This is a genomic window from Exiguobacterium sp. s168 (assembly GCF_018619035.1).
Classification (GTDB): domain Bacteria; phylum Bacillota; class Bacilli; order Exiguobacteriales; family Exiguobacteriaceae; genus Exiguobacterium_A; species Exiguobacterium_A acetylicum.
The window spans coordinates 195,378-217,471 of sequence record NZ_JACSNE010000002.1 but is presented as its reverse complement, the minus strand read 5'-3'; the positions used below and the strand labels follow the sequence as shown (position 1 = coordinate 217,471).

At 46.0% G+C, this 22,094-nt stretch carries 20 protein-coding genes and 1 other annotated feature; of the genes, 9 read left to right on the top strand and 11 right to left on the bottom strand.

Going from position 1 to position 22,094, the window contains the following annotated elements; genetic code table 11:
- Positions 1–29: 29 nt before the first annotated feature.
- From KNQ15_RS02480 to KNQ15_RS02465, 4 genes are all read right to left on the bottom strand, one after another.
- Complete coding sequence (locus tag KNQ15_RS02480; protein WP_214727566.1) at positions 30–785, bottom strand: maltotransferase domain-containing protein; 756 nt, start codon at positions 783–785, stop codon at positions 30–32.
- Between the two features lie 105 nt (positions 786–890).
- Positions 891–2,084, bottom strand: a complete 1,194-nt coding sequence (locus KNQ15_RS02475) for an acetoin utilization protein AcuC (RefSeq protein ID WP_214727564.1) — start codon at positions 2,082–2,084, stop codon at positions 891–893.
- Positions 2,081–2,713, bottom strand: coding sequence for an acetoin utilization AcuB family protein (locus tag KNQ15_RS02470; RefSeq protein WP_047393515.1), 633 nt, complete (start codon positions 2,711–2,713; stop codon positions 2,081–2,083). Before KNQ15_RS02470 ends, KNQ15_RS02475 begins: the two co-directional genes overlap by 4 nt.
- Positions 2,714–2,731: 18 nt before the next feature.
- Positions 2,732–3,364 (bottom strand): GNAT family N-acetyltransferase, encoded by a 633-nt coding sequence (locus KNQ15_RS02465; RefSeq protein WP_023469064.1) that lies wholly within the window; start codon positions 3,362–3,364, stop codon positions 2,732–2,734.
- A 146-nt stretch (positions 3,365–3,510) separates the two neighbouring features.
- Between KNQ15_RS02465 and acsA the strand changes: the two genes are divergently transcribed.
- Positions 3,511–5,214, top strand: coding sequence for an acetate--CoA ligase (gene acsA, locus KNQ15_RS02460; RefSeq protein WP_047393518.1), 1,704 nt, complete (start codon positions 3,511–3,513; stop codon positions 5,212–5,214).
- Between the two features lie 45 nt (positions 5,215–5,259).
- Here acsA and KNQ15_RS02455 read toward each other — a convergent pair whose 3' ends face one another.
- The gene (locus KNQ15_RS02455) at positions 5,260–7,800 is read right to left on the bottom strand and encodes a transglycosylase domain-containing protein (protein WP_214727562.1); all 2,541 of its coding nucleotides are present in this window, start codon (positions 7,798–7,800) and stop codon (positions 5,260–5,262) included.
- Between the two features lie 148 nt (positions 7,801–7,948).
- Positions 7,949–8,155, top strand: a binding site (T-box leader).
- Between the two features lie 56 nt (positions 8,156–8,211).
- Between KNQ15_RS02455 and tyrS the strand changes: the two genes are divergently transcribed.
- Positions 8,212–9,459: a tyrosine--tRNA ligase gene (gene tyrS / locus KNQ15_RS02450; RefSeq protein ID WP_029342350.1), complete on the top strand. Its 1,248-nt coding sequence runs from the start codon at positions 8,212–8,214 to the stop codon at positions 9,457–9,459.
- Positions 9,460–9,504: 45 nt separating this feature from the next.
- Here the strand turns inward: tyrS and KNQ15_RS02445 are convergent, their stop codons facing one another.
- The 3 genes from KNQ15_RS02445 to KNQ15_RS02435 all read right to left on the bottom strand — a co-directional run bounded on the left by KNQ15_RS02445 (position 9,505) and on the right by KNQ15_RS02435 (position 11,504).
- Positions 9,505–10,032: a biotin transporter BioY gene (locus KNQ15_RS02445; protein ID WP_023469060.1), complete on the bottom strand. Its 528-nt coding sequence runs from the start codon at positions 10,030–10,032 to the stop codon at positions 9,505–9,507.
- Between the two features lie 153 nt (positions 10,033–10,185).
- Entirely contained in the window at positions 10,186–10,785 is a 600-nt protein-coding gene (gene rpsD, locus KNQ15_RS02440) for a 30S ribosomal protein S4 (protein ID WP_023469059.1), read from the bottom strand.
- A 233-nt stretch (positions 10,786–11,018) separates the two neighbouring features.
- Positions 11,019–11,504 carry a GAF domain-containing protein gene (locus tag KNQ15_RS02435; RefSeq protein ID WP_214727560.1) on the bottom strand — a complete coding sequence of 162 codons (486 nt, stop codon included), beginning with the start codon at positions 11,502–11,504 and terminating at the stop codon, positions 11,019–11,021.
- 223 nt (positions 11,505–11,727) lie between these two features.
- Here KNQ15_RS02435 and ezrA point away from each other — a divergent pair, with 223 nt between their 5' ends.
- Positions 11,728–13,434, top strand: coding sequence for a septation ring formation regulator EzrA (ezrA, locus tag KNQ15_RS02430; protein WP_047393521.1), 1,707 nt, complete (start codon positions 11,728–11,730; stop codon positions 13,432–13,434).
- A 67-nt stretch (positions 13,435–13,501) separates the two neighbouring features.
- Positions 13,502–15,061, top strand: a complete 1,560-nt coding sequence (locus KNQ15_RS02425) for an amidohydrolase (RefSeq protein ID WP_214727558.1) — start codon at positions 13,502–13,504, stop codon at positions 15,059–15,061.
- Here the strand turns inward: KNQ15_RS02425 and KNQ15_RS02420 are convergent.
- Together KNQ15_RS02420 and KNQ15_RS02415 are read right to left on the bottom strand one after the other, a co-directional pair.
- Positions 15,053–15,820, bottom strand: coding sequence for a MerR family transcriptional regulator (locus KNQ15_RS02420; RefSeq protein ID WP_214727550.1), 768 nt, complete (start codon positions 15,818–15,820; stop codon positions 15,053–15,055). The two genes, KNQ15_RS02425 and KNQ15_RS02420, sit on opposite strands and share 9 nt — an antisense overlap.
- Before the next feature lie 91 nt (positions 15,821–15,911).
- Entirely contained in the window at positions 15,912–16,727 is an 816-nt protein-coding gene (locus KNQ15_RS02415; protein WP_023469054.1) for an NAD kinase, read from the bottom strand.
- Positions 16,728–16,892: 165 nt separating this feature from the next.
- Between KNQ15_RS02415 and tpx the strand changes: the two genes are divergently transcribed.
- The 4 genes from tpx (at position 16,893) to KNQ15_RS02395 (ending at position 20,640) form a co-directional block, all read left to right on the top strand.
- Complete coding sequence (gene tpx, locus KNQ15_RS02410) at positions 16,893–17,390, top strand: thiol peroxidase (protein WP_155960139.1); 498 nt, start codon at positions 16,893–16,895, stop codon at positions 17,388–17,390.
- A 100-nt stretch (positions 17,391–17,490) separates the two neighbouring features.
- Positions 17,491–18,399 (top strand): class I SAM-dependent methyltransferase, encoded by a 909-nt coding sequence (locus tag KNQ15_RS02405; RefSeq protein WP_023469052.1) that lies wholly within the window; start codon positions 17,491–17,493, stop codon positions 18,397–18,399.
- Positions 18,400–18,519: 120 nt separating this feature from the next.
- Positions 18,520–19,731: an acetate kinase gene (locus KNQ15_RS02400; RefSeq protein WP_035406240.1), complete on the top strand. Its 1,212-nt coding sequence runs from the start codon at positions 18,520–18,522 to the stop codon at positions 19,729–19,731.
- 303 nt (positions 19,732–20,034) lie between these two features.
- Positions 20,035–20,640 carry a 3D domain-containing protein gene (locus KNQ15_RS02395; protein ID WP_050678579.1) on the top strand — a complete coding sequence of 202 codons (606 nt, stop codon included), beginning with the start codon at positions 20,035–20,037 and terminating at the stop codon, positions 20,638–20,640.
- 108 nt (positions 20,641–20,748) lie between these two features.
- On the opposite strand, the gene KNQ15_RS02390 is transcribed toward KNQ15_RS02395, so the two are convergent.
- Positions 20,749–21,186 (bottom strand): universal stress protein, encoded by a 438-nt coding sequence (locus tag KNQ15_RS02390; protein WP_029342342.1) that lies wholly within the window; start codon positions 21,184–21,186, stop codon positions 20,749–20,751.
- 154 nt (positions 21,187–21,340) lie between these two features.
- Between KNQ15_RS02390 and KNQ15_RS02385 the strand changes: the two genes are divergently transcribed.
- Positions 21,341–22,066, top strand: coding sequence for an SDR family oxidoreductase (locus KNQ15_RS02385; protein WP_214727543.1), 726 nt, complete (start codon positions 21,341–21,343; stop codon positions 22,064–22,066).
- The last annotated feature ends 28 nt before the right edge of the window (positions 22,067–22,094 follow it).

Here is a 22,094-nt window from a genome sequence, read left to right as displayed (position 1 = left end):
GCAAGCTGCTTGAAAAAAGAGACGTTTTTTTATTTTGCGACGGTAATAAGTTCATCTTGATGATGGTGAAGTTGATCATTTTCGACATGGAGTCGAACCGTCGTCTGACCAGGTGCAGTCAATGTCACTTTCCCGCTGTACGCATCACCCTTTTTTTCTAAAGGAACATAGGTATGCTTTTCCATGCCGGTTTCAATGACTTCCACTTGTACGTTCGCCTTTAGCGGTTTCCCATCAAGGAAAACATGAAAGGAGACGGGGAGTTCAGCACCAGCTTTCGCTTTTGTTGCGCCCATGTAATGGACAGACAGACCGTCGACGGCTTCGTGATCATGTCCATGCTCGTGCGATGCTTCCTCTTTTTCATGTGAATGATCCATGACGACGAATGAGATCTTATCCATATGATGGAGTCCTTTTTTATCATTGATATGATACAGTCCTTCATATTCCCCTTCAGCAAGTTTTGCTTCCGCTTGATAAGAACCTGTCTTTTTCAAGGTTGCCTTGAACTTTTGATGGGCACCATCTTGTTTTCCGGCTTCCCACACTTCAAATGTCACGTCTTCAAGGTTAACTGGTTTCTTTTGTTCGACAGCTGACGCTTTAAAAACAACTTTATGTTCTTCCATTGTTTTAGCTGGAACATTGACGTTGACTTCGACCGTCGGTTTTCCTGACCCTTGCATGTTATCGTGATCCATTGCCTGTTTTTCATTGCCACACCCTGCGAGTACGATCCCCGTCGACAGAATAAGACCGGAATAAAGCCATGCCTTTTTCATGATGATTCCCCCAACTATTATTCATTTACTAAGTAAAAATTCCATAATTAGTATAGCAACAAGTTGTGAACTCCGAACGAAATAAATGTGAAGATACAAAGTCAATTAATCAACGGAGTAGGGAGAAGTCGTAGTCAATTGTCTCTTACGCTCATCGCTAACGAACGGCCAAATCAATCGTTTGACGGTTTCCCAATTTTTTTCTTCGATTTCAGGTCGTCGCGGAATGGCCGGGTAGAGTGGCGTTGGATCCTGCCAGTGTGTTGGCGGGGGTGTTTCTTCTCCACTCCAACGTTCTTGCCATGAAATAGGAATCTCTCCATGGAATGGAGCTTGTCCGGTCATGGCAGCAAAAACTTGACTCCACGCGCGGGGAACGACACGATACCAGTCATAGCCACCGCCTCCTAAAGCAACGATTTTTCCATTCGTATATTTATTTGCTGCAGCGACGGCGATTTGAGGTATCTGTTCATAACTTTTCATCGTTAAGGATAGATGAGTCAATGGATCAAGCGCGTGTGCATCGGCACCATTTTGCGTAATGATGAGATCCGGTTGGAACAATTCACAGGCTTCAAAGAGTGCCGTCTCATACGCGAGTAAAAACGAATCATCTTCCGTAAAGGCGTCCAGTGGCACGTTCCAACTAAATCCATACCCTTCTTCAGATCCCCGTTCCGTCACCATTCCCGTTCCTGGAAACAAATAGCGACCTGTTTCGTGGAGCGATAACGTCATGACGTCCTTTCGATTATAAAAGGCCCATTGCACCCCATCGCCATGATGGGCGTCCGTATCGACATAAAGAATTTTACAGTGATATTTTTCAATCATGGCTGCCATGGCGACAGCGGTATCGTTATAGACACAAAAACCAGAGGCACGTCCTCGGAATCCGTGATGCAATCCACCACCGATATGAAAGGTTCGTTTATATTGACCAGATAAGACGAGATCACATGCTTCGATCGTGCCGCCGACAAGGAGAGAAGCGCCCGAATGCATCCCCTGGAACAAAGGTGTATCTTCTGTTCCTAACCCATACATTTGGGCTTTAAGTGGCGTTAATGCACCGGTCCCGGCTGCTTTGACTGCAGCAATATAATCCTGATCATGAACGAGTGCCAGTTCTTCATCGGTCGCATGACGCGGCGCGATACAAGGAATATCATCTAATTGATGCATCGCTTCAAGTAAGGAAACGGTTAATTCGAGACGAATCGGATTGAATGGATGTGTCTCCGAAAACCGATAAGTTGCTTCTTCAGGACTGTACAGATAGGCAAAATCCTTCATCTGCTCACATCCGGTCCAAGTACATCGAATCCTTCTTTGCGCAACTTGTCGATGATCCGAATCGGATTCATCGTCTGGACACGAAACGCAACGATCCGGACATACGGATCGTCTGTTGGATACACGAGTACATTTAAGATATTGATATTCGTTTTGGCAAGCAGTGCGGCAATTTTTGCTAATGTTCCAGCAGTGTTTTCAACACGGATTTCGATTTGAGAACTTGGTTCGAGTGCACCCGTCAATTGAACGAATGTCCGTAACAAATCCGTTTCCGTGACGACACCGACAAGACGTCGACCACGGACGATTGGCAGACACGTCAATCGATATTCATAAAACAGCACAGCCGCATCTTCGAGAAAATCGAGCGGGTGGGCCGTGACAGGACTTTCAATCATGATGCTTGAGACCGGATACTGTAGGTCTTGTTTTGCCGTATCAGGATGAAAGATGCTACTTGCGCTTTGAATTTCCTTTAGTCCGACAAGACCGACGAGTTCATGACGGGCATTGACGACGAGAATATGACGAATCTGATGACGTTGCATGAGTTCAACCGCATGCGCGATGGAATTCGTCGGTTGCATCGTGATGCACGTCGTATTCATGATTTGTTCGATTAACATGACGATTCCTCCTCGAGCTCAGTCATACATGAAACGTCTTCTCAAGCGTAGCGCATCAAAATGAGCGACGACTTCAGGTGAGACGTGTTTTCCGATACGCGCCATCAGGCAGTTGGCAGGATGGGAGGCGATTTCCGGATCGTCGGTCGGGAAGAAGACGAGACCACCATGGTTCATCATCTTCTCCATGATCTTCCGGTAATCCCAGACCGATAGTCCGCTCCCTTTTAGGTCCCAATGCCAATAATATTCAGTCGTTAAAATCAAATAGTGTTCCATGGCGGGGTCCAGCATGGAGATTTCAAGTAATTTTTTACCGATCTGTTGTCCGCGGAACCGAGAGGAGACTTCAATCGCTCCGAGTTCCAGGATGTACGGATTGTTTCCTTCACTCCACGTTTCATAGGGATCAGGGTATAAGTAAGTCACATAACCGATGATTTCCGTTCCTTGACGAGCGACGATGATCCGTCCTTCTTCAAGATCCGCAATCTCAACGAGCGCTTGATGTTGTTCAGCGGGTGGACGAAAAGCCGTCAACCCTGAATCGAGTGTATACGTTGCTAGTGTTTGACTCGGTACGGGACCTTCGATGTCGACAGGACCGAGTGATGTTTCGTGCGTCCGATGATTGAATTGTTTTTCAAACATGTAAGCGTCACCACCTTCCTATTCATTATAGACGAAAGCGCTTGAGCAAAGAGAGGGATTTTTTAACAAATTGACGGCAAATGGATTGAACTGACGGATAACTAGCTTATAATAAAGAGGAAAACATAGAAGGGGAGGAACGAGACATGAAAGTTTTGAAAGCGCTTCCGGGGAAGCATTGGTTAGCAGAGTATGATGAAGCAAACACGTACGACTGGAAAGATGCTGAGCAGTACTTTTCATGGGCGACAACGGGGAAAGTCAACATGGCTCATGAAGCAATCGACCGCCACGCAGAAGGCGAGCGAGCGAACAAGGATGCGCTGATCTATTTCGATGGAACGACGGAACAACGATTCACATATGCAGATATGAAACGATTGACGAATAAAGCGGCAAACGTATTAGTCGATGCAGGGGTCAAAACGGGTGACCGTATTTTCATCTTCATGCCACGTTCACCGGAATTGTATTTTGCCTTGCTTGGCGCACTGAAAGTAGGCGCAATCGTCGGTCCGTTATTTGAAGCATTCATGGAACAAGCGGTCCGTGATCGCCTGCTTGATTCTGAAGCGAAGTTACTCGTGACGACGAAGGCACTGCTCCCACGTGTTCCAGTTGGGGAACTGGAATCACTTGAAAAGGTAGTACTTGTCGACGAAGATGTCGAAGAATCGGACACATTACTCGATTTCCGCAAAGCGTTCGAGCAAGCATCCGATGTATTCGAACCGGTCTGGTTAGATCGTGAAGACGGATTGATCCTGCACTACACTTCAGGATCGACAGGGAAGCCGAAAGGTGTGCTCCACGTTCAAAATGCGATGATTCAGCACTTAATGACAGGTCGCTGGGTACTTGATCTCCAAGAAGATGATGTCTACTGGTGTACGGCTGACCCGGGGTGGGTCACAGGAACAAGTTACGGTATCTTCGCACCATTCTTGAATGGCGCGACGAACATCGTCGTCGGTGGACGCTTCAATCCGGATTTCTGGTACAGTGTCATCGAGAAGTACAAGGTAACGGTCTGGTATAGCGCACCAACGGCTTTCCGGATGTTGATGGGAGCAGGAGCGGATGTTGCAAATCATCATGATCTCTCAAGTCTTCGTCATGTATTGTCTGTCGGCGAACCGTTGAACCCAGAAGTCATTCGTTGGGGGAAAGAAGCCTTTGATCAACGGATTCATGATACATGGTGGATGACGGAGACAGGCGCGATGATGATTTGTAACTACAAGTCGATGGACATCAAACCGGGATCGATGGGGAAACCGATTCCAGGAACTCAGGCTGCGATCATTGATGATCAAGGAAATGAGTTACCGCCATTCCGAATGGGGAACCTTGCTTTAAAAACACCATGGCCATCGATGATGCGTCAAATTTGGAACAATCCGCAGAAATATGAATCGTATTTCTTTAAAGGATGGTATGTCTCAGGGGATTCTGCCTATATGGATGACGAAGGTTACTTCTGGTTCCAAGGACGTGTCGATGACGTCATCATGACGGCTGGAGAACGGGTTGGTCCGTTTGAAGTCGAAAGTCGTCTCGTCGAGCATCCAGCTGTCGCGGAAGCTGGTGTCATCGGGAAACCAGATCCAGTCCGCGGTGAAATCATCAAGGCATTCATTGCCTTGCGTGATGGTTACGAGCCAACGGATGAGCTAAAACAAGAAATCCAAGCATTCGTTAAAGAGGGGCTTGCTGCTCACGCAGCACCGAGAGAAATCGATTTCCGAGATAAGTTGCCGAAGACACGAAGTGGTAAAATCATGCGCCGTGTTCTGAAAGCGTGGGAGTTGAATCTTGAAACAGGCGATCTGTCGACGATGGAAGATTGAACGAAAAAAGGATGAATCACCGTGACAGGTGATTCATCCTTTTTGTTAGTTTTCAGAAGCAGCATCGTTTTTCTTTTCATCTTGTTTCTTCTGTTGTTCTTGTTGTTTCTTTGCCTCTGCTTCTTTCTTCTTAGCATCAGCTTCTTTTTGCTTAGCGTCCGCTTCCGCTTTCTTTTTTGCCTCTGCTTCGGCTTTTGCTTTTGCGTCGGCAGCACGTTTTGCGTCGTCGGCTGCTTTTTTCTTGGCATCAGCTTCAGCTTTTTCTTTAGCCTGATCTTGTTCTTTTTGTTGCTCTTCTTTCTTCTGTGCGTCCGCTTCTTTTTTCTTTTCTTCTGCTTCTTTCTTTTTCTTCGCTTCGGCTTTTTTCTTTGCTTCTTCCGCTTTTTTCTTCTTATCTTCTTCTTTGAAGCGACCACTGTTTTTAAAGTCGTTTGCTGTTACAGAAGATGGTTGCGTGAAGCGGGCACCGGATTTGAAGTAGCTACTGTTCGCGGCATACGTCGCATTCGCCATTTGTGACCACAGCGTTTGTGTTCGTTGGTAATACGTCGTTGGACCGATGAGCGAGTTGTTCTGATCGTGTCCTGTCCAAACGGCAAGCGTTACACCAGGAGTGGAACCGACAAGGTAAGAGTCTTTAACATCGTTCGTCGTACCTGTCTTACCAGCCCAATCTCCAGGAACGTTTAATCGACTTTTTGCAAACGTTGCTGTACCTTTTGAGAAGACGCCACGCATCATATCAAGCGTCAGGTAAGCTGTTCGTGGTTCATAAATTCGTTTTTTCTTCGGTTTTGCTTTATAGATATCTTTTCCGTCTTTCGTGATTTTCGAAATGACGTATGGTTGCACGAATTCACCATAGTTGGCGAGTGTCGCGTAAGCACCGGCAAGTTCGACAGGTGTGATCTCCATCGTTCCGAGTGCTGCTGAAGGGGCATAACGAATCGCATCCGGTACTTCAACACCCATATCGACGAGTTTTTGAATCGAGTTCGACATGTTCATCTTCTCGTAAATCTTAACGGCAGGTACGTTCAATGAGAGTTCAAGTGCTGTACGAACCGTCACGTTTCCACGATAACGTCCACCTTCGTTCTTGATCGGACGATCGCCTGGTTGACGTGGTACGGTCTGATAGTAGTACTCTTCATCATTGACGGTAGATGCCGGAGTGATTAAACGATTTTCAATCCCGTTCGAATAGACGAGAATTGGTTTTGCCGTTGACCCGATTTGACGTTTCGCTTGGAATGCTCGGTTGAAATCATCGGCTTTTCCATCAAGGTAACGTCCACCAACGAATCCGAGAATACGACCCGTCTCATTCTGAACCATGACCGCAGCTGTCTCTTCTGGATCTTGTTTCGAAACGGTTTTTTTCGTTTTTGGATCCACGACTTGTTTGTACTGCATGCCGCCAGGGAAGTTCCCGTTGTTCTTCGCAGGTTGTTGCATCGATTCATGAATTTTTTTATCTAGCGTCATATGAACTTTGTATCCACCTTGACGGAGTGCAACCAGTGCTTGATCTTGATAGTTTGCCCGGACTTCTGCCAGTTCAGACGGTTTGACTTCTTCTTCTTTCACACCATCTTGTTTCATCAAGTACTTCGTCATGATCTTCGTCGCTTCACGTTCTGCTAAATCATAGACATACGGATACGTGTCACGCGAACGTTTCGACTGTTTCGCGAAGTCTTTCGTGATGTCGTGTTTGATTGCTTTTTCATATTGTTCTTTCGTAATGTTTTTTGCGACATACATTCGCTTCAACACGGTCTTCATCCGATTGACACTTGGCGTCAAGTCCTTTTTGACGACACCGCCCTGTAGATAAGGTGTGTAGTAGTAAGGGTTTTTCGGAATACCAGCGAGGAAAGCTGCTTGTGGTAACGTCAGTTTTTTCGCTGATTTGTTGAAGACCCCTTGGGAGGCAGCTTCGATACCAGCGATGTTACGCCCGAGTGAATTTCGTCCGAATGAGACGACATTCAAATATGCCTGTAAAATTTCATCTTTTGACATCGCATTTTCAAGGCGGAGCGCTAAGATGATCTCTTTTGCTTTCCGTTCGAATGAAACTTCGTTCGTCAGGATTTGGTTTTTAATTAATTGTTGTGTCAGCGTACTTCCGCCGGTGCGTGACGCTGAATTCGTCAATTCTTGTAAGACTGCTCGTAAAGTCGCTTTTGGAACGACTCCATCATGTTGATAAAAATCTACGTCTTCCGTTGATAGAAGCGCATCAATTAAATAAGGGGAGATATTCTTGATATCAACCGGCTGACGTTCTTCATCCGTTGAGATGTTCGTCAGTTTTTCGCCACTTCCCCAATAAATTTGACTTGTTACCGCATAACTGTTCACTTCTTGTTTCATCTCAGTCAAAGGTGGTGCTTTCGTATCTTTGACGAGGGAAGCGAAATATCCTCCAGCCGCTCCGACAGAGAAGCTGCCGATGAGAAGGACTGCTATGATGAGGAATAAAATGATGTTCCACGAAACATCGTATGTGATATTCGACCAGTGCCGAACGGCTTTCGTCCGGGGGTGATTCCAAAACTTGAACCAGTTCTCGCGCATAAATGATCTCCTTTGCATCTTAAACTTAGGTGTAAATTAATATTAAATCACAGATAGACGTATTATACCATAAATCCACCAGTGAAATCGGACTTGACAGCGGATTCGCCTTCGACGTATCATGAAACCATCTTATTTTCATATATTACGTTAAACAGTGATCGGAATACAGTAGTAAGTCACTCCCTGTGACAGAGACCTAGTGGTGCTGCGAACTAGGACACAGTGAACTTACGAATTACGCTTCCGGGAGTTTCTTGAGAAATCAAGCGGTCCGTTCCGTTATCAACGAACCAAGTGGTCCTTTTATGTAAAGGGCAATCAGGGTGGTACCACGGAATCTTCCGTCCCTTCGTCTTAGACGAAGGGACGGTTTTTTATTGTTAAAAGTGAACTTTAGGAGGAGACACAATGACGTTATTAGAGGATTTAGAATTTCGCGGTTTAATTAACCAAATGACGGATGAAGAAGGACTTAAGACATTACTCGAGACACCAACGACGCTTTACACAGGCTTTGATCCAACAGCGGATTCGTTGCATATCGGACACTTGTTGCCAATCTTAGTCTTGAAACGATTCCAACAAGCAGGTCACCATGTCGTAGGTCTCGTCGGTGGGGCGACGGGAATGATTGGAGACCCGAGTGGTCGCGCAACGGAACGTTCATTGAACACATCGGATATCGTTGAAGAATTTGCAAACCGGATTAAAGATCAACTGTCGCGTTTCTTACCGCTTGAAGGAGAGAACCCGGTCACGATCGCCAATAACTTGGATTGGACGAAAGACTTGACGATCATCGATTTCTTGCGTGATATCGGAAAACACTTCCCGGTCAGCTACATGCTTGCGAAAGACTCTGTTGACTCACGACTTCAAAACGGAATCTCGTTCACTGAGTTCTCATACATGTTACTTCAATCGTTTGACTTCTTGAAACTTTACGAAGACAAAGGATGCCGCCTTCAAGTCGGAGGAAGTGACCAGTGGGGGAACATCACAGCAGGGATGGAATTGATTCGTCGTGCCGGTCATGAAGAAAAAGCATTCGGTTTGACGGTACCGCTCGTTACAAAAGCAGACGGTCAAAAGTTCGGTAAGACAGCAGGTGGTGCGGTTTGGTTAGACGCTGACAAAACGTCACCGTACGAGTTCTACCAATTCTGGTTCAACGTTGACGATCTTGACGTCATCAAGTTCTTGAAATACTTCACGTTCTTAACGCACGAAGAACTCGACGCGCTTGCAGAAGAAGTCAAGGCAGCACCAGAGAAGCGTGTCGCGCAACGTCGTCTCGCAGAAGAGATGACCGTTCTCGTCCATGGTGAAGAAGGGCTGACACAAGCGCAACGTATTACGACGGCACTCTTTAGTGGAGATATTAAATCGTTGCAAGTCGAAGATATCGAAGATGCGTTCAAAGGAATGCCACGCTTTACACTCGGTGAAGCGACAAACCTCGTCGACGTTCTCGTTGAGGCGAAGATCAGTCCGTCAAAACGTCAAGCACGTGAAGACGTAACAAACGGTGCGATCTACCTGAACGGAGAACGCGAGCAAGATTTAACGAAAGAAATCACGGAAGCTGATGCAATCGGTCGCTTTACGATCGTACGTCGCGGAAAGAAAAAATACTTCGTCGTCGAGCATGCTTGATGATATACGAAACGCTCCCTGCACTTAGATGCAGAGAGCGTTTTTTTAAGCTGTCCGGAATAAACGGAGTGGTAACAAACGAACGGCAATCGTCGTAGCGATGACAGCTTTGATTGTATCCCATAGGACAAACGGATAGTTAATCGCAAAAGCATCTTTGAACGATAGATCGAGTACAGCCATTAGACCGAATGTGCCAAGCAGGTAAACTAACCCAAGTCCGAAGACGATCATCCCGATGAAGAGAGGAACGAAGCGGCGCGTTTTTTCTGCAACAAGACCGATGAAGAAACCGGCAATCGGAAAGGCAATCAAGTACCCAACGGTTGGTCCGACGAATGGAGCAAGTCCACCTTTTCCGCCAAGCACCGGTAGACCAGCTGCTGCGAGTAATAAGAAAATCAAGACAGCGAGTCCGCCACGTTTGCCACCAAGGATTGCGCTGACCGTCATGATCGCGAGCATCTGAAGCGTGATCGGAACGGCACCGACAAGTTGAATCTGTGGCAAAGAACTGACGGCTGCGATGATGGCAGCACCAAGGGCAATGAATGTTAAATCTCTTGTTTTCATTAATGAAGTCCTCTTTTCTGTTTGTGTTAACTATGTATATTTAAAGGTTAACACAAACAGGTAAATGACGTCACTCTTTTTTTAAGACCAGGTATACATTTTAGTCATAGGTATAAAAAAAGCACCCACCGAAGTGAGTGCTGGAACAATCGATTAACGTGAGTAGTACTCGACGACGAGTTGTTCTTGGATTTGATCGTTCAATTCAGAACGCTCTGGAAGACGGACGAATGTTCCTTCGAGCTTCTCAGCATCGAAAGTAACGAAGTCTTTAGTTGCTGGAGCAACTTCGAGTGCTTCTTTGATAACGACAAAGTTCTTCGATTTTTCGCGAACTGAGATCGTTTGACCTGGTTTCACGCGGAATGATGGGATATCAACGCGTTGTCCATCAACTTGGATGTGACCGTGGTTGACGAGCTGACGAGCAGCACGACGTGTACGAGCCATACCCATACGGTAAACGACGTTATCAAGACGTGCTTCGAGTAAGAACATGAAGTTCTCACCGTGGATACCAGGCATTTTGCCAGCATCGTTGAAGATACGGTTGAATTGGCGTTCGTTTACTCCGTACATGTGACGAAGTGTTTGCTTCGCTTGAAGTTGAAGACCGTACTCAGATACTTTACGACGGCTGTTACCGTGTTGACCTGGTGCGTAAGGGCGTTTTGCGATTTCTTTTCCTGTTTCAGTAAGTGAGATACCGAGACGACGTGAGAGTTTCCAAGCTGGACCTGTATAGCGAGCCATAATAAGACTCCTCCTTATTGTTCGTTATTATTTGCATAAAAATAATAACGCCATCAAACCCACATTACGCCCATTTCATGATGTGGCACCCTCGCTTGATAGCAAAGTTACACGATGCCCCTCCGGTTATTCACCGAGTCATGAAATGTGATACGTAAGCGATTTGACCGCTATCGTTATCATTTCTGCACTTTTACAAGTATACGGTGTGGACAATCGACTGTCAATCAGAATTACAGATGGCGAAGCAGAGTCGTACAGAATGCTTCTAGACCAGCTTGATCGACTTCGTCAAAACGATTGAATTCTGGGCTGTCGATATCGAGGACACCGATCGTTTGTCCGTCTTTGACGAGTGGAATGACGATTTCTGAATTCGAAGCCGCGTCACATGCGATGTGACCTGGGAACTGATGCACATCTTCGATTCGTTGTGTCGTTTGCTCTGCTGCAGATGTTCCGCAGACACCACGACCGAATGGAATACGGACACATGCTGGAAGTCCTTGGAATGGTCCGAGGACGAGTTGGTTTTGCTCCGTATCCGTCAAATAGAAGCCGACCCAGTTGATACGGTCGAGGAACTGGTTGAGCAACGCGCTCGCATTCGATAAGTTCGCAACTTGATTGTCTTCTCCCGTTAATAACGCATCAAGTTGTTTTGAGAGCATGTCATATTGTTTCGTCCGGTCACCTTCATATGTCTTTGTTTCGAACATAATAAAAATTCCTCCCATGAAAAGCGTATTTTTTTTAGTTTAACGAGTTTTTGCGTAGCTGACAAACAATTGATTTTTGGAAAAAGGATTCAAAACAGCGGAAGAAATCAGGAAAAGCCCTTGTAAATCTATGCAAAACGGTTGCGCTATACTATTATAAGGATAAGATTATTGCGATTTAGAGAAAATCTAAAGTCGTAGGACAGAGTGGAGGTCGTGACAAATGTGGGCATGGGTGATCGGAGTCATCGTCATCGTATTACTCGTCATGCTATTTAGCATGATCAGTCGAAAAAAATACTACGCGAAAATCGATGAACTTGATATGCGCAAACAAGGCATCGTCAGTGCATCGATTCCAAAGGAGTTGCAGGACTTAAAGCAACTACCGATGGCGGGTGAGACGGAGACGAAGTTCAGCTCCTGGCATCAAGCGTGGGAAGAGTTATTAACGGTCCACGTCGCCCAAATCGATGAGACCCTTTACCGGGCGGAGGAAGCGCTCGATAAATATCGGTTCATCGCCGTCAAGAATGACCTCGAAGTAACGGAACAATTGATTGCGGAACTCGAAGGATTGATCGATGAAATGCTCGTCGAGATGTCGACGTTCAAAACGAATCAATCGGTTCTAGCCGAACTGAAAGCGCAAGGGGAAGCCGATTCAGGGCAAGTTCGGAAATCATTATTGATTCAAGCGAATTCATTCGGTCCGGCGCTTGCGCGTCTGGAAGAACGAAGTGAACAGATCGACGCGCACTGGAATGAGATGTGTCAGTACGAAGCTTCAGGTGAAGTGACGAAGGCGTATGAAACAAGCTTGTTACTCGAGCAAGAAGTAGCAACGACGCGTCAACTCGTCGAACTCGTACCGAAACAATGGAAGATTCTCGCTCATGAATTGCGTCAACGGATTGATCAGCTTGGAGCGGGCTATAAGGAGATGTCGTTAGATGGGTACCCACTTGAACCACTCGGTCTCCAATCCGAGATCAAACGGTTCGAGGAACAACGTCTGAGCCTCTCTGAGAAAATCGAAATGCTAGAAGTCGACGGGCTGGAAGAGGCGATTCAACAGTTATCGGCCGATGTTGATCAAATGTATGATACATTCCGTCGTGAGGTCGATGCGCGTCATCAAGTGAAAAAAGAAAATCAATTCTTGAAACAAAAAGCGCTACGGATGCGTGAACGGATTCATCAATTGGCACAAGAATTCAGCATCTTACGTGAAAAATATGAAATCTCAGCAGATTTAGGGATTCATTATGAGACGATCCAGCGTGACGAAGAGCTACTGTTTGAAGCTGCAAAAGATCTCGATGAGTCGATTGCCGGAAAAATCATTCCGTTCAGTATGCTCGAAGATCAGATGCGCGATGCGATTCGCCTCGAAGAACAGTTGATGATTCAGTACGAACGCTTTACGGTCGAACTCCAGGCACTTCGAAAAGAAGAGACGGAAGTTCGCGAACGAATCGTCGAATGGCGTCATCAGCTGTCGCAGACACGTCTCCGTCTGAAACGACTCGGATTACCGAACTTACCGGCTGAGGTGGAAGAAGCGCTCCGAAATGCGAATCGTTCACTGCAGACGCTTGAAACACGGCTCGAAGAGTTACCGTTTAACGTTCGATCGATCGTCGCACAAAGTCAAGACGTCCAAGAAACGTTTAAACATGTGCAAGAACGGTTAGATACATTAGTGTTCGAAGTCACGTATGCCGAACGGCTCGTCCAGTATGCGAACCGGTACCGTCGCCACGACAACGAGATACATATGTCGCTGACGATCGCGGAAACGAAGTTCTTAGCGGGAGACTATGAACGAACGATTGTCTTAGCGGAACGTGTCCTAAATGAATACGATCCGGCCGCGATCGAACGTATTAAACGGTCGTGTGCACCAGAAGAAACATTGCACGTTTAAATCAGGATCGACAATTCAGGGTGACCGTCATGGTCACCCTATTTTTGTAAAAAGAGGAGTGAGTGGAATGGGAACACTATACGTAAACGGATTGATTCGAACGATGGCACACGAAGAGGATGTCCATTCAGCGATGTTCGTCGAGAAGACGCGGATCATCGCGATGGGAGAGGAAGGAAAGCTACGCCGCCGTTTCGGTAGACGTATTGATCAAATTCACGACTTGAACGGAAAAGCTGTATATCCAGCCTTTACGGATGCGCATATTCATCTGATCGGTTACGGGGAAGCGATCAATCGTGTCGATGCCTCGCGCTATATGACGCTTGAAGCGTTAGGGCAAGCTTTTCTCAAGGCGGAACCAGTCAATGGGATCCATGTGGCAGAAGGCTATGACGAAACGAAGCTTGATCGTGCACCGACGAAAGCATGGCTCAATCAGTTGTTCCCTGATGCACCTGCCTTGTTGAAACGAACAGACCGGCATACAGCACTTGTCAACGATGTCTTGTTCCAACAGCTCGGATATAAAGCGTCGACTGTCATCGAAGGTGGAAAGGTCGGTATATCGGATAATGGTGAAGCTGACGGATTCTTGTACGATGCGGCGCTTGAACCTTTATATGCGTTACAAGCTGGAAACTTGGAGCGGAATAAATCGTCCCTCCGGTCAGCGATTAAGAATTTATACCAATACGGCATCATTGCGGCACACACAGAAGACTTGTCGTATCACGGTGATGTCGCGGACATCTTGCAAGCCTATAAGGAAGTGACGCAAGAGACAGGCTTCCATACGCATTTGCTCGTGCATCATCTTGTCATTGATGAGTTCGTGCAACAACAACCTACTTTACCGTCAACGATGTCAATTGGTGCGATGAAACTGTTCGTCGACGGCGCTCTCGGAGGACGAACAGCTCTTCTCGGTCGTGGTTATTCCGATGATCCGACGACACGTGGTATTGAAGTGCATACGCCAGAACAACTCGAGCAACTCGTCAAACGTGCACGTAGTTACGGGTTCACAGTCGCGGCACACGTCATCGGGGATTTAGCGATCGAGCGGTTCGTACAGGTGCTCGAGAAGTATCCTGCGCCAAAAGGGAAACGAGATCGCATCATTCATGCGACGGTCGTCCGACCAGAAACGCTTGCGCGAATTCGGAAGTTACCGGTCTTGATTGACGTCCAACCGGTCTTTTTACTGGATGACGCCGATTTCATCGTCGATCGACTCGGGTTGAACCGCTTAGACTGGAGTTATCGCTTACGTTCGTTAGCTGAGACCGGCGCATTATTGTGCGGCGGAGCAGATGCGCCGATCTCTGACCCCGATGTCCGACGGTCGCTTTATGCAGCAACCGAAGGAACGGCAGGGCGTGTCAATAAAACGAACGAGACGTTATCGATGTTTGAAGCCTTATTGCTCTTTACGAAAAATCCACATCTCGCGACGGAAACACATGGTCGAAAAGGATTGCTCTTACCTGGCTATGATGCCGACTTCGTCATCTTTGAAGAAGACTTCTATCGCCTGCGTGGGGAAGCGATCTTAAATAACCGTTTGGTCGAGACGGTCCAAGCTGGAAAAACCGTTTATCAGGCGGAAGCCGCGTTAGTGTGATGTTTGCGCATAGTGTGAAATAGCTTCCGAATAGAACGTGGATAGTCCAGGGGCATACGCATCGTAATAGGCACGGAATCGTTCGTCAGACACATACATCTGACCGAGTGAGGCAAAGAGAGATAATGCGCATGGGTAATAGTACGTATCGATGAAGTCATGTTGATCTTTGACGACTTGTTGAACGTCTGGATCCGTAGTCATGCGCCCGTCACGGTAAAAGACCGTCAAGCGCTGATCGAGCTGTTTGTGCATGGTGCTCAGTTGTTCTTTCTCATTCGGAGTACGTTGTTGTTGTCTTTTTGCACTGATTCGATAGGCGTCGGTGTCGCCGTAGTGTTTTTGGACTTCATCTGCATGTTGCTTTTCATGCGTAACGATCTCATCATGCCGTAAACCACGGAATAATTGTTCGTCTTTCATAGGGAGTCCTCCTTTTAAAGTGAGTAATGTCTGTTCAGCGAGTCGAGCGAGCATTTGATAATGCGAAGCTTTTTCTTGAAGGAGTACGATCTGCTTTTTCAGTGTCGTATGATGATTGGAATCAGATTGCGTGAGTAATCTTTGGATTTCTGACAGTGGGAAGTCAAGAGAGCGATAGAGCAGGATTTGTTGTAAACGTAAAAGATCCTCACTGCTATAATATCGGTGACCGGCATCGGTACGCTTTGGCACGAGGAGACCGATCGTCTCATAATGATAGAGTGTTCGTTTTGTGACGCCGGTCAGTTTGGCGATTTCCTGAGTGGAATACATCATTTGTGGACCTCCTTTGATTGGAGTATAAAGGGTGACGTAACGGAAGACGCAATAAAAAAATCTGCCCCCGAGGAGGCAGATTTTTTTATGGTCATAAGAACGAGCGTTGAATCTTATGCCAAAATGTATTGTTCGTCAATTTGACGGTTTTCAGTTCTTTTTCAGAAAGTTGGATATCGACTGAATCTGTTCGTGTGAGACTGAGTGCTTCGTTATCCATCCCGATGATCGGATAGTCGTTTCCGTCTTCGATGATGCGTAACGAAAGTTTCCGTCCACGGTTCAGTAGGAAAGCAGAACCGAGTGTCCGGTACCGGTTGTTGTTGACGGAAGCAATTTCGCTGACTTGAAGACAGTGAATCAATGGATCGACGATCGCACCAGAGAGTGACTTGTTATAAGCCGTAGAGCCCGTCGGTGTTGAGATGACCATTCCATCCCCGCGGAATGTCTCAAACAGGAAGTCGTCGATATAGACTTCGATCGCGAGTGATTTGATGATGCTCGACTTCACGGAACATTCGTTCAGACAGAGCATCGGTGGTCCACCGTTGATGGATGCTTCGAGCAGTGGATAACGACGTACTTCGATTTCACCATCCGAGACACGGTTGCCTGTCTCTTTAAAGATCGCTTCGACCGCAGAAAGATCATTGATATCAAAATCACAGTAGAACGAGTTTGGTCCTTCAGCGAATCCGACATAGATCGCATCATCACGGAAACCTGTGAAGCGTGCCGCTTGCAAGAAAGCCCCATCTCCACCAATCGAGACGATGATGTTTGCTTGTCGGTGATCTTGGACGACGTTCAGTCCGTATCGTGTACCGACATCAATCAACTTTCGCACCTGCGTCTCGTGTCTTTGTGTATTTCGGTAGTACAGGTAGACATTATTTCGAGCCATGGTCAATTCCCCCTTGAAAGCGTTTCATGAACTCTTTTATTATACCTGTTTTTTGGAAAGACGGGTACTGAAGTCCATCAATTATGGCAGAATACTTGCCATCTTCGCAGATCATTCCTATAGTTAAATAGAAAATACAGTATATCCAATCAGGGGAAAAGGGGAATTCATATGGCAACGTTTAAAGGAAATCCAATCACACTTCAAGGTACAGCGGTTCAAGTCGGACAAACAGCACCGGACTTTCAAGTGTTAGCTAACGACTTATCGCCCGTAACACGTGATACATACCAAGGTGTTCGAATCATCAGTGTCGTCCCATCAATCGATACAGGGGTATGCGATGCGCAGACTCGTAAATTTAACGAAGAAGCAGCTAAAATCGAAGGTGTGACGGTCATGACGATCTCAAACGACCTTCCGTTCGCGCAACGTCGTTGGTGTGCGTCAAGTGGTCTTGATCAAGTCGTGACATTGTCTGATCACCGTGATCTTTCATTCGGTACACAGTACGGCGTGGCAATCGAAGAATTACGTCTGCTTGCTCGCTCTGTCTTCGTCTTAGATTCGAACAACGAAATCACGTATGTCGAATACCTCGAAGAATCAACGGATGAGGTAAATTTCGAAGCAGCACTCGCTGCAGCACGTGAAGCGAAGTAAGAATGGTTTACAAACGACGATGAAGCGTTACAATGGAACTAATGATAGAAACGGCTCCCGCTCTACGGGGGGCCGTTTCGTTTTGGAGAGGATGACGTACATGGAGCCGTTAGAAAAGTTATATAAGGAATTAACACGTCAAACAAAACAAATCGAACGTGATCTTGATATGCCTTACCTAGAAGCGTTGACGACTGTGATTGACCGGTTGAACGATCGCCATACTGAAAATGTAGATAAAGAGGTCATTCGAAAGGCAGTATCGCTTGCTATTTTAGAAGGGATGAAACAAGCGCAACCGAACCATTTGCCGACGCCAGACAGCGTCGCTTTGTTTGCTGGTTATCTAATCGGGAAATTGGTAGGTAAGGAGGACATCCGACTACTTGAATTAGGAAGTGGAACAGGTGGTATGTTACACGCTGTCTTGAGTCAGCTTTCGACGGGCACATCTGCTGAAGCAGTTGAGGTAGATGAGACGTTAATTCGTTTATCGGCAGCGGTAACGGAATTACTCGACTACCCTGTTACGTATACGCATCAAGATGCGTTACGACCTTTGTTGCTAGATCCAGTTGATCTTGCGATGGCTGATCTCCCAGTCGGTTATTATCCGGATGAAGAGGCTGCTGCTTCTTACATCTTGAAACGAGATGAGGGTATGAGCTATAGTCATTTCTTATTGATCGAACAAGCGATGCAATACGTCAAACCAGGTGGGTTCGGTGTTTTTGTCATTCCGAACGGTTTGTTCCAGCATGATACGGAAGGCAAGTTGAAACAGTACTTTGAATCAAAAGCGCACGTCATCGGCATTTTACAATTGCCGTTAACCATGTTCAAACAAGAACAGGCAGCAAAAAGTTATTTGATCGTCCGTAATCATTTAGCCGGTATGAAGATGCCAAAACAAGCGTTACTTGCTGAACTACCATCTTTCACAGATGCCCGTGCGTTTGGTGGTATGGTGAAACAGATTGATGAATGGATTAACACAGAATTAAAATGAATTACGCAAAGTGATTGAAATCTGTCGTTAATTTGACTATTCTAGTTGTAGAACAGAAATAGAAGAAAACCTAAACAGATGTGAATGTTCATTGGATTCAAATGGAAAAGGGGAAAAATCATGGCAAAAATTATGGCGGTAAACGCAGGTAGTTCGTCTTTGAAGTTCCAATTGCTCGAAATGCCGAACGAAACGATGATTGCAGTCGGACTCGTTGAACGTGTCGGTAAAGACGATGCAATCTTTACGATTAAATATGGTGAAGGACAAAAGTATACAGATGTCCTCCCGCTTGCAACACATAAAGAAGCAGTCGAGTTATCACTCGAAAAATTAATGGAGTTCGGAATCATCTCGTCTTACGATGAGATTAAAGGTGTCGGACATCGTGTTCTTCATGGTAAAGAAAAATATGCAGACTCTGTATTGATCACGGATGAAGTCATGCAAGATATCGAGTCGTATACAGAACTCGGACCACTTCACATTCCACCAAACTTGATCGGAATCCGGGCATTCCAAGCATTGCTTCCGGAAGTGCCGCAAGTGGCGGTCTTCGATACGGCGTTCCATCAAACGATGCCAGAAGAAAACTTCCTTTACAGCTTACCGTATGATTACTACACAGAATACGGTATCCGTAAATATGGTTTCCACGGTACGAGCCACAAATATGTTACGGAACGTGCATCTGAATTACTCGGTCGTCCATTAAAAGACCTTCGTTTGATCTCATGTCACTTAGGTAGCGGAGCATCAATCGCAGCAGTTTCGGGTGGCGAATCAATCGATACGACGATGGGCTTCACACCACTTGAAGGGATCACGATGGGAACACGTTCTGGTTCACTCGACCCAGCTTTGATTCCATTCTTGATGGAGAAAACAGGGAAAACAGCGGAAGAAGTCTTGAACGTCATGAACAAAGAGTCTGGAATCTACGGACTCTCAGGTCTTTCAAGTGACTTGCGTGACGTCCAAACGGCTGCGAAGGAAGGAAACCACCGTTCAGAGATGGCACTCCGTATCTTCGCGAACCGTATCCACGGATACATCGGGCAATATGCTGCTGAGATGAATGGTGTTGATGCCATTATCTTCACAGCTGGTGTTGGGGAAAACTCAGATTCAATCCGTGAGCGTGTCCTACGTGGTCTCGAATTCATGGGCGTTTACTGGGATCCATCACTCAACAATGGAGCTCATGGAGAAGAACTCTTCATTAACTACCCACACTCACCAGTCAAAGTCATTATCATTCCAACGAATGAAGAATTGATGATCGCACGCGATACAGTTCGTGTTGGTGGATTAGTTGCTCAAAACGCATAATCGTTTCAAAAGGACTGAGTCGTTATTCCAACGATTCAGTCCTTTTTTTGATGAAATCTACGAAAAAAATATACAAACGTACGATCTATTGTTACGTTGTTTGTCATATAACGAAAAATGAATCGTCATCTTTGTAAAAATAAACCCAAAAAAGGTCGATTTCTTAAAAAAATGAGTCGTTTGTAACATAAAAGTAATAGTACAGACATATTTTTGTGGTCTATATGTAACGGCACTCCATCGTTTTGTCATGTATATTAATCTCAGTTAACAAACACGAAACAATGATGGAGGAGAAAATACATGATGAAACGGATGCTCGCAAGTGTTTTAACGGTCGTGTTAGCACTCAGTTCGTTTGCAGGTCTTCAAGCAGAGGCTGCAACTAAGAAAAGCGTCAAGTCAACAGTCGATAGCCTAGTCATTCGTCAGAAAGCTACTACTTCTTCGAAAAAGCTCGGTCTTCTATATAAGAACCAAACGTTATCGTACAAAGCAAAAACAGGTAACTGGTATAAAGTAAGTTACAAAGGTAAAACAGCTTACCTTAGCGCAAGCTACTCGAAAGTCGTGACGTCAAGCAGTTCGAAAAAACAATCGACAGGTGGTTGGAAAACAATCACGAACGTAAGCGCAACAGCCTACACACCGTATGATCCAGGTAGTGGTAATCTGACAGCAATCGGTTGGAACATCAAAAGCTCGAAAAAGAAAGTCGTAGCGGTTGATCCACGTGTCATTCCACTTCGTTCGACAGTGAAAGTGTATTACAAGGGGAAATTAAAAGGGACGTATACAGCTGCTGATACTGGCGGTGCCATTAAAGGGAAGAAGATGGATATCCTTTACTACTCTCGTTCAGAAGCATTCAACTGGGGTCGTCGTACGGTTACAGTAAAATACAAATGATTTTAAACCATCGGACATTGGTTCGATGGTTTTTTTATTTAAATAGGTCGTCAAAAAGCCTTTCTTCCTTTGAAATGAAGGAAGAAAGGCTTTTTGTAGAAGAGTGATTCATAAACGGACGATCAAGACGTCGCATTTTGCGTAACGCGTAATGCTTTCAGAGACACTACCGATGAAGAAACGCTCGACAGCGTTTAAACCAGTTGCGCCACAGATGATTAAATCGGCATCGTGATTAGGGGCAAGTTTTTTAGCGATTGTTACTTTAGGTGAACCGTATTCAATCGCTACTTCGACTTCCTGTACACCGCGATCTTGAGCAGTCTTGACGTATTCGTCTAGCAATTCCTTCGCGTAAGATTCGGCACGCTCCGTAATGGTGCGGTCATAGGCTTCTACTGTCGCGAATGTCCGTGTATCAATGACATGTGCGATGATCAATTTTGCATCATTTCGCAATGAAACATCGATTGCCGTCTCGAAGGCACGTTCTGCCTCTTTTGAGCCATCTACTGCTACGAGTACATTATGATAGACGATTGCCATGATGAATCCATCCCTTCGTAATCGATATGATGAGTACACCCTAATTATACCATTCTCTTACTGGGAGCGGACGAAACATTCAGTGAGTTCTAAAAATTGTTCTTCCTTTCCGTTCCGTCGTAAGATGGAGTCAGTGAAAGGGGGCGATGCCAAGATGAGGCACGCGTTAATTACAGCAGGTACAAAAGGACTGGGAGAACGAGTGACACGCCAGTTGCTGGAAGAAGGTTGGAAAGTGACAGCGTTTCATCGTTCCGAACCCGAATTTACACATCCGAATCTCATAACGATTCAAGCAGATGTGACGAATCAAGAAGAATTGGAACGCGCAACCCAACAAGCAATCAATGAGCAAGGTCGGATTGATGCGTTGATACTTAATGCAGGACCTTATATATTTGAACGAAAAGCGTTAGTGGATTACACCGATCAGGAATGGGATGAAGTGATCACCGGAAATCTGACAGCTAGTTTTTGGCTGTTGCGTCAAGTATTGCCTGTCATGCGTAAGCAAGCCTACGGTCGAATCATTACGTACGGTTTCCCGGAGAGTGCAACAGCGCCAGGATGGGTATGCCGGGCGGCGTTCGCTGCTGCTAAAAGCGGGATGGTGAGTTTGACGAAGAGTGTAGCGCTTGAAGAAGCGGAACACGGCATCACGGTCAACATGGTCAACCCGGGAAACATCGTTGGTGACAATAAGACGAAGCAAATTTCTGAAGCGGAGCAAGATGAGGCGACGCCGGTCGGAAGAACGGGTGTCGGAGAAGATATCGCTCGCGCGATCTCCTTCTTGTTGGCAGAAGAATCAAGTATGATCACGGGAGCAATCCTCGATGTGACTGGTGGCGTCAATGTCGTCCATCAATCCCGTAAGTAAGAGAAAATGAGGTTGACTCAAAAAAAGA

Coding starts and splice junctions, on each gene's coding strand:
- KNQ15_RS02480 (WP_214727566.1), bottom strand. CDS start 785: ATGAAAAAGGCATGGCTTTATTCCGGTCTTATTCTGTCGACGGGGATC.
- KNQ15_RS02475 (WP_214727564.1), bottom strand. CDS start 2,084: ATGAAGGATTTTGCCTATCTGTACAGTCCTGAAGAAGCAACTTATCGG.
- KNQ15_RS02470 (WP_047393515.1), bottom strand. CDS start 2,713: ATGTTAATCGAACAAATCATGAATACGACGTGCATCACGATGCAACCG.
- KNQ15_RS02465 (WP_023469064.1), bottom strand. CDS start 3,364: ATGTTTGAAAAACAATTCAATCATCGGACGCACGAAACATCACTCGGT.
- acsA (WP_047393518.1), top strand. CDS start 3,511: ATGAAAGTTTTGAAAGCGCTTCCGGGGAAGCATTGGTTAGCAGAGTAT.
- KNQ15_RS02455 (WP_214727562.1), bottom strand. CDS start 7,800: ATGCGCGAGAACTGGTTCAAGTTTTGGAATCACCCCCGGACGAAAGCC.
- tyrS (WP_029342350.1), top strand. CDS start 8,212: ATGACGTTATTAGAGGATTTAGAATTTCGCGGTTTAATTAACCAAATG.
- KNQ15_RS02445 (WP_023469060.1), bottom strand. CDS start 10,032: ATGAAAACAAGAGATTTAACATTCATTGCCCTTGGTGCTGCCATCATC.
- rpsD (WP_023469059.1), bottom strand. CDS start 10,785: ATGGCTCGCTATACAGGTCCAGCTTGGAAACTCTCACGTCGTCTCGGT.
- KNQ15_RS02435 (WP_214727560.1), bottom strand. CDS start 11,504: ATGTTCGAAACAAAGACATATGAAGGTGACCGGACGAAACAATATGAC.
- ezrA (WP_047393521.1), top strand. CDS start 11,728: ATGTGGGCATGGGTGATCGGAGTCATCGTCATCGTATTACTCGTCATG.
- KNQ15_RS02425 (WP_214727558.1), top strand. CDS start 13,502: ATGGGAACACTATACGTAAACGGATTGATTCGAACGATGGCACACGAA.
- KNQ15_RS02420 (WP_214727550.1), bottom strand. CDS start 15,820: ATGATGTATTCCACTCAGGAAATCGCCAAACTGACCGGCGTCACAAAA.
- KNQ15_RS02415 (WP_023469054.1), bottom strand. CDS start 16,727: ATGGCTCGAAATAATGTCTACCTGTACTACCGAAATACACAAAGACAC.
- KNQ15_RS02405 (WP_023469052.1), top strand. CDS start 17,491: ATGGAGCCGTTAGAAAAGTTATATAAGGAATTAACACGTCAAACAAAA.
- KNQ15_RS02400 (WP_035406240.1), top strand. CDS start 18,520: ATGGCAAAAATTATGGCGGTAAACGCAGGTAGTTCGTCTTTGAAGTTC.
- KNQ15_RS02395 (WP_050678579.1), top strand. CDS start 20,035: ATGATGAAACGGATGCTCGCAAGTGTTTTAACGGTCGTGTTAGCACTC.
- KNQ15_RS02390 (WP_029342342.1), bottom strand. CDS start 21,186: ATGGCAATCGTCTATCATAATGTACTCGTAGCAGTAGATGGCTCAAAA.
- KNQ15_RS02385 (WP_214727543.1), top strand. CDS start 21,341: ATGAGGCACGCGTTAATTACAGCAGGTACAAAAGGACTGGGAGAACGA.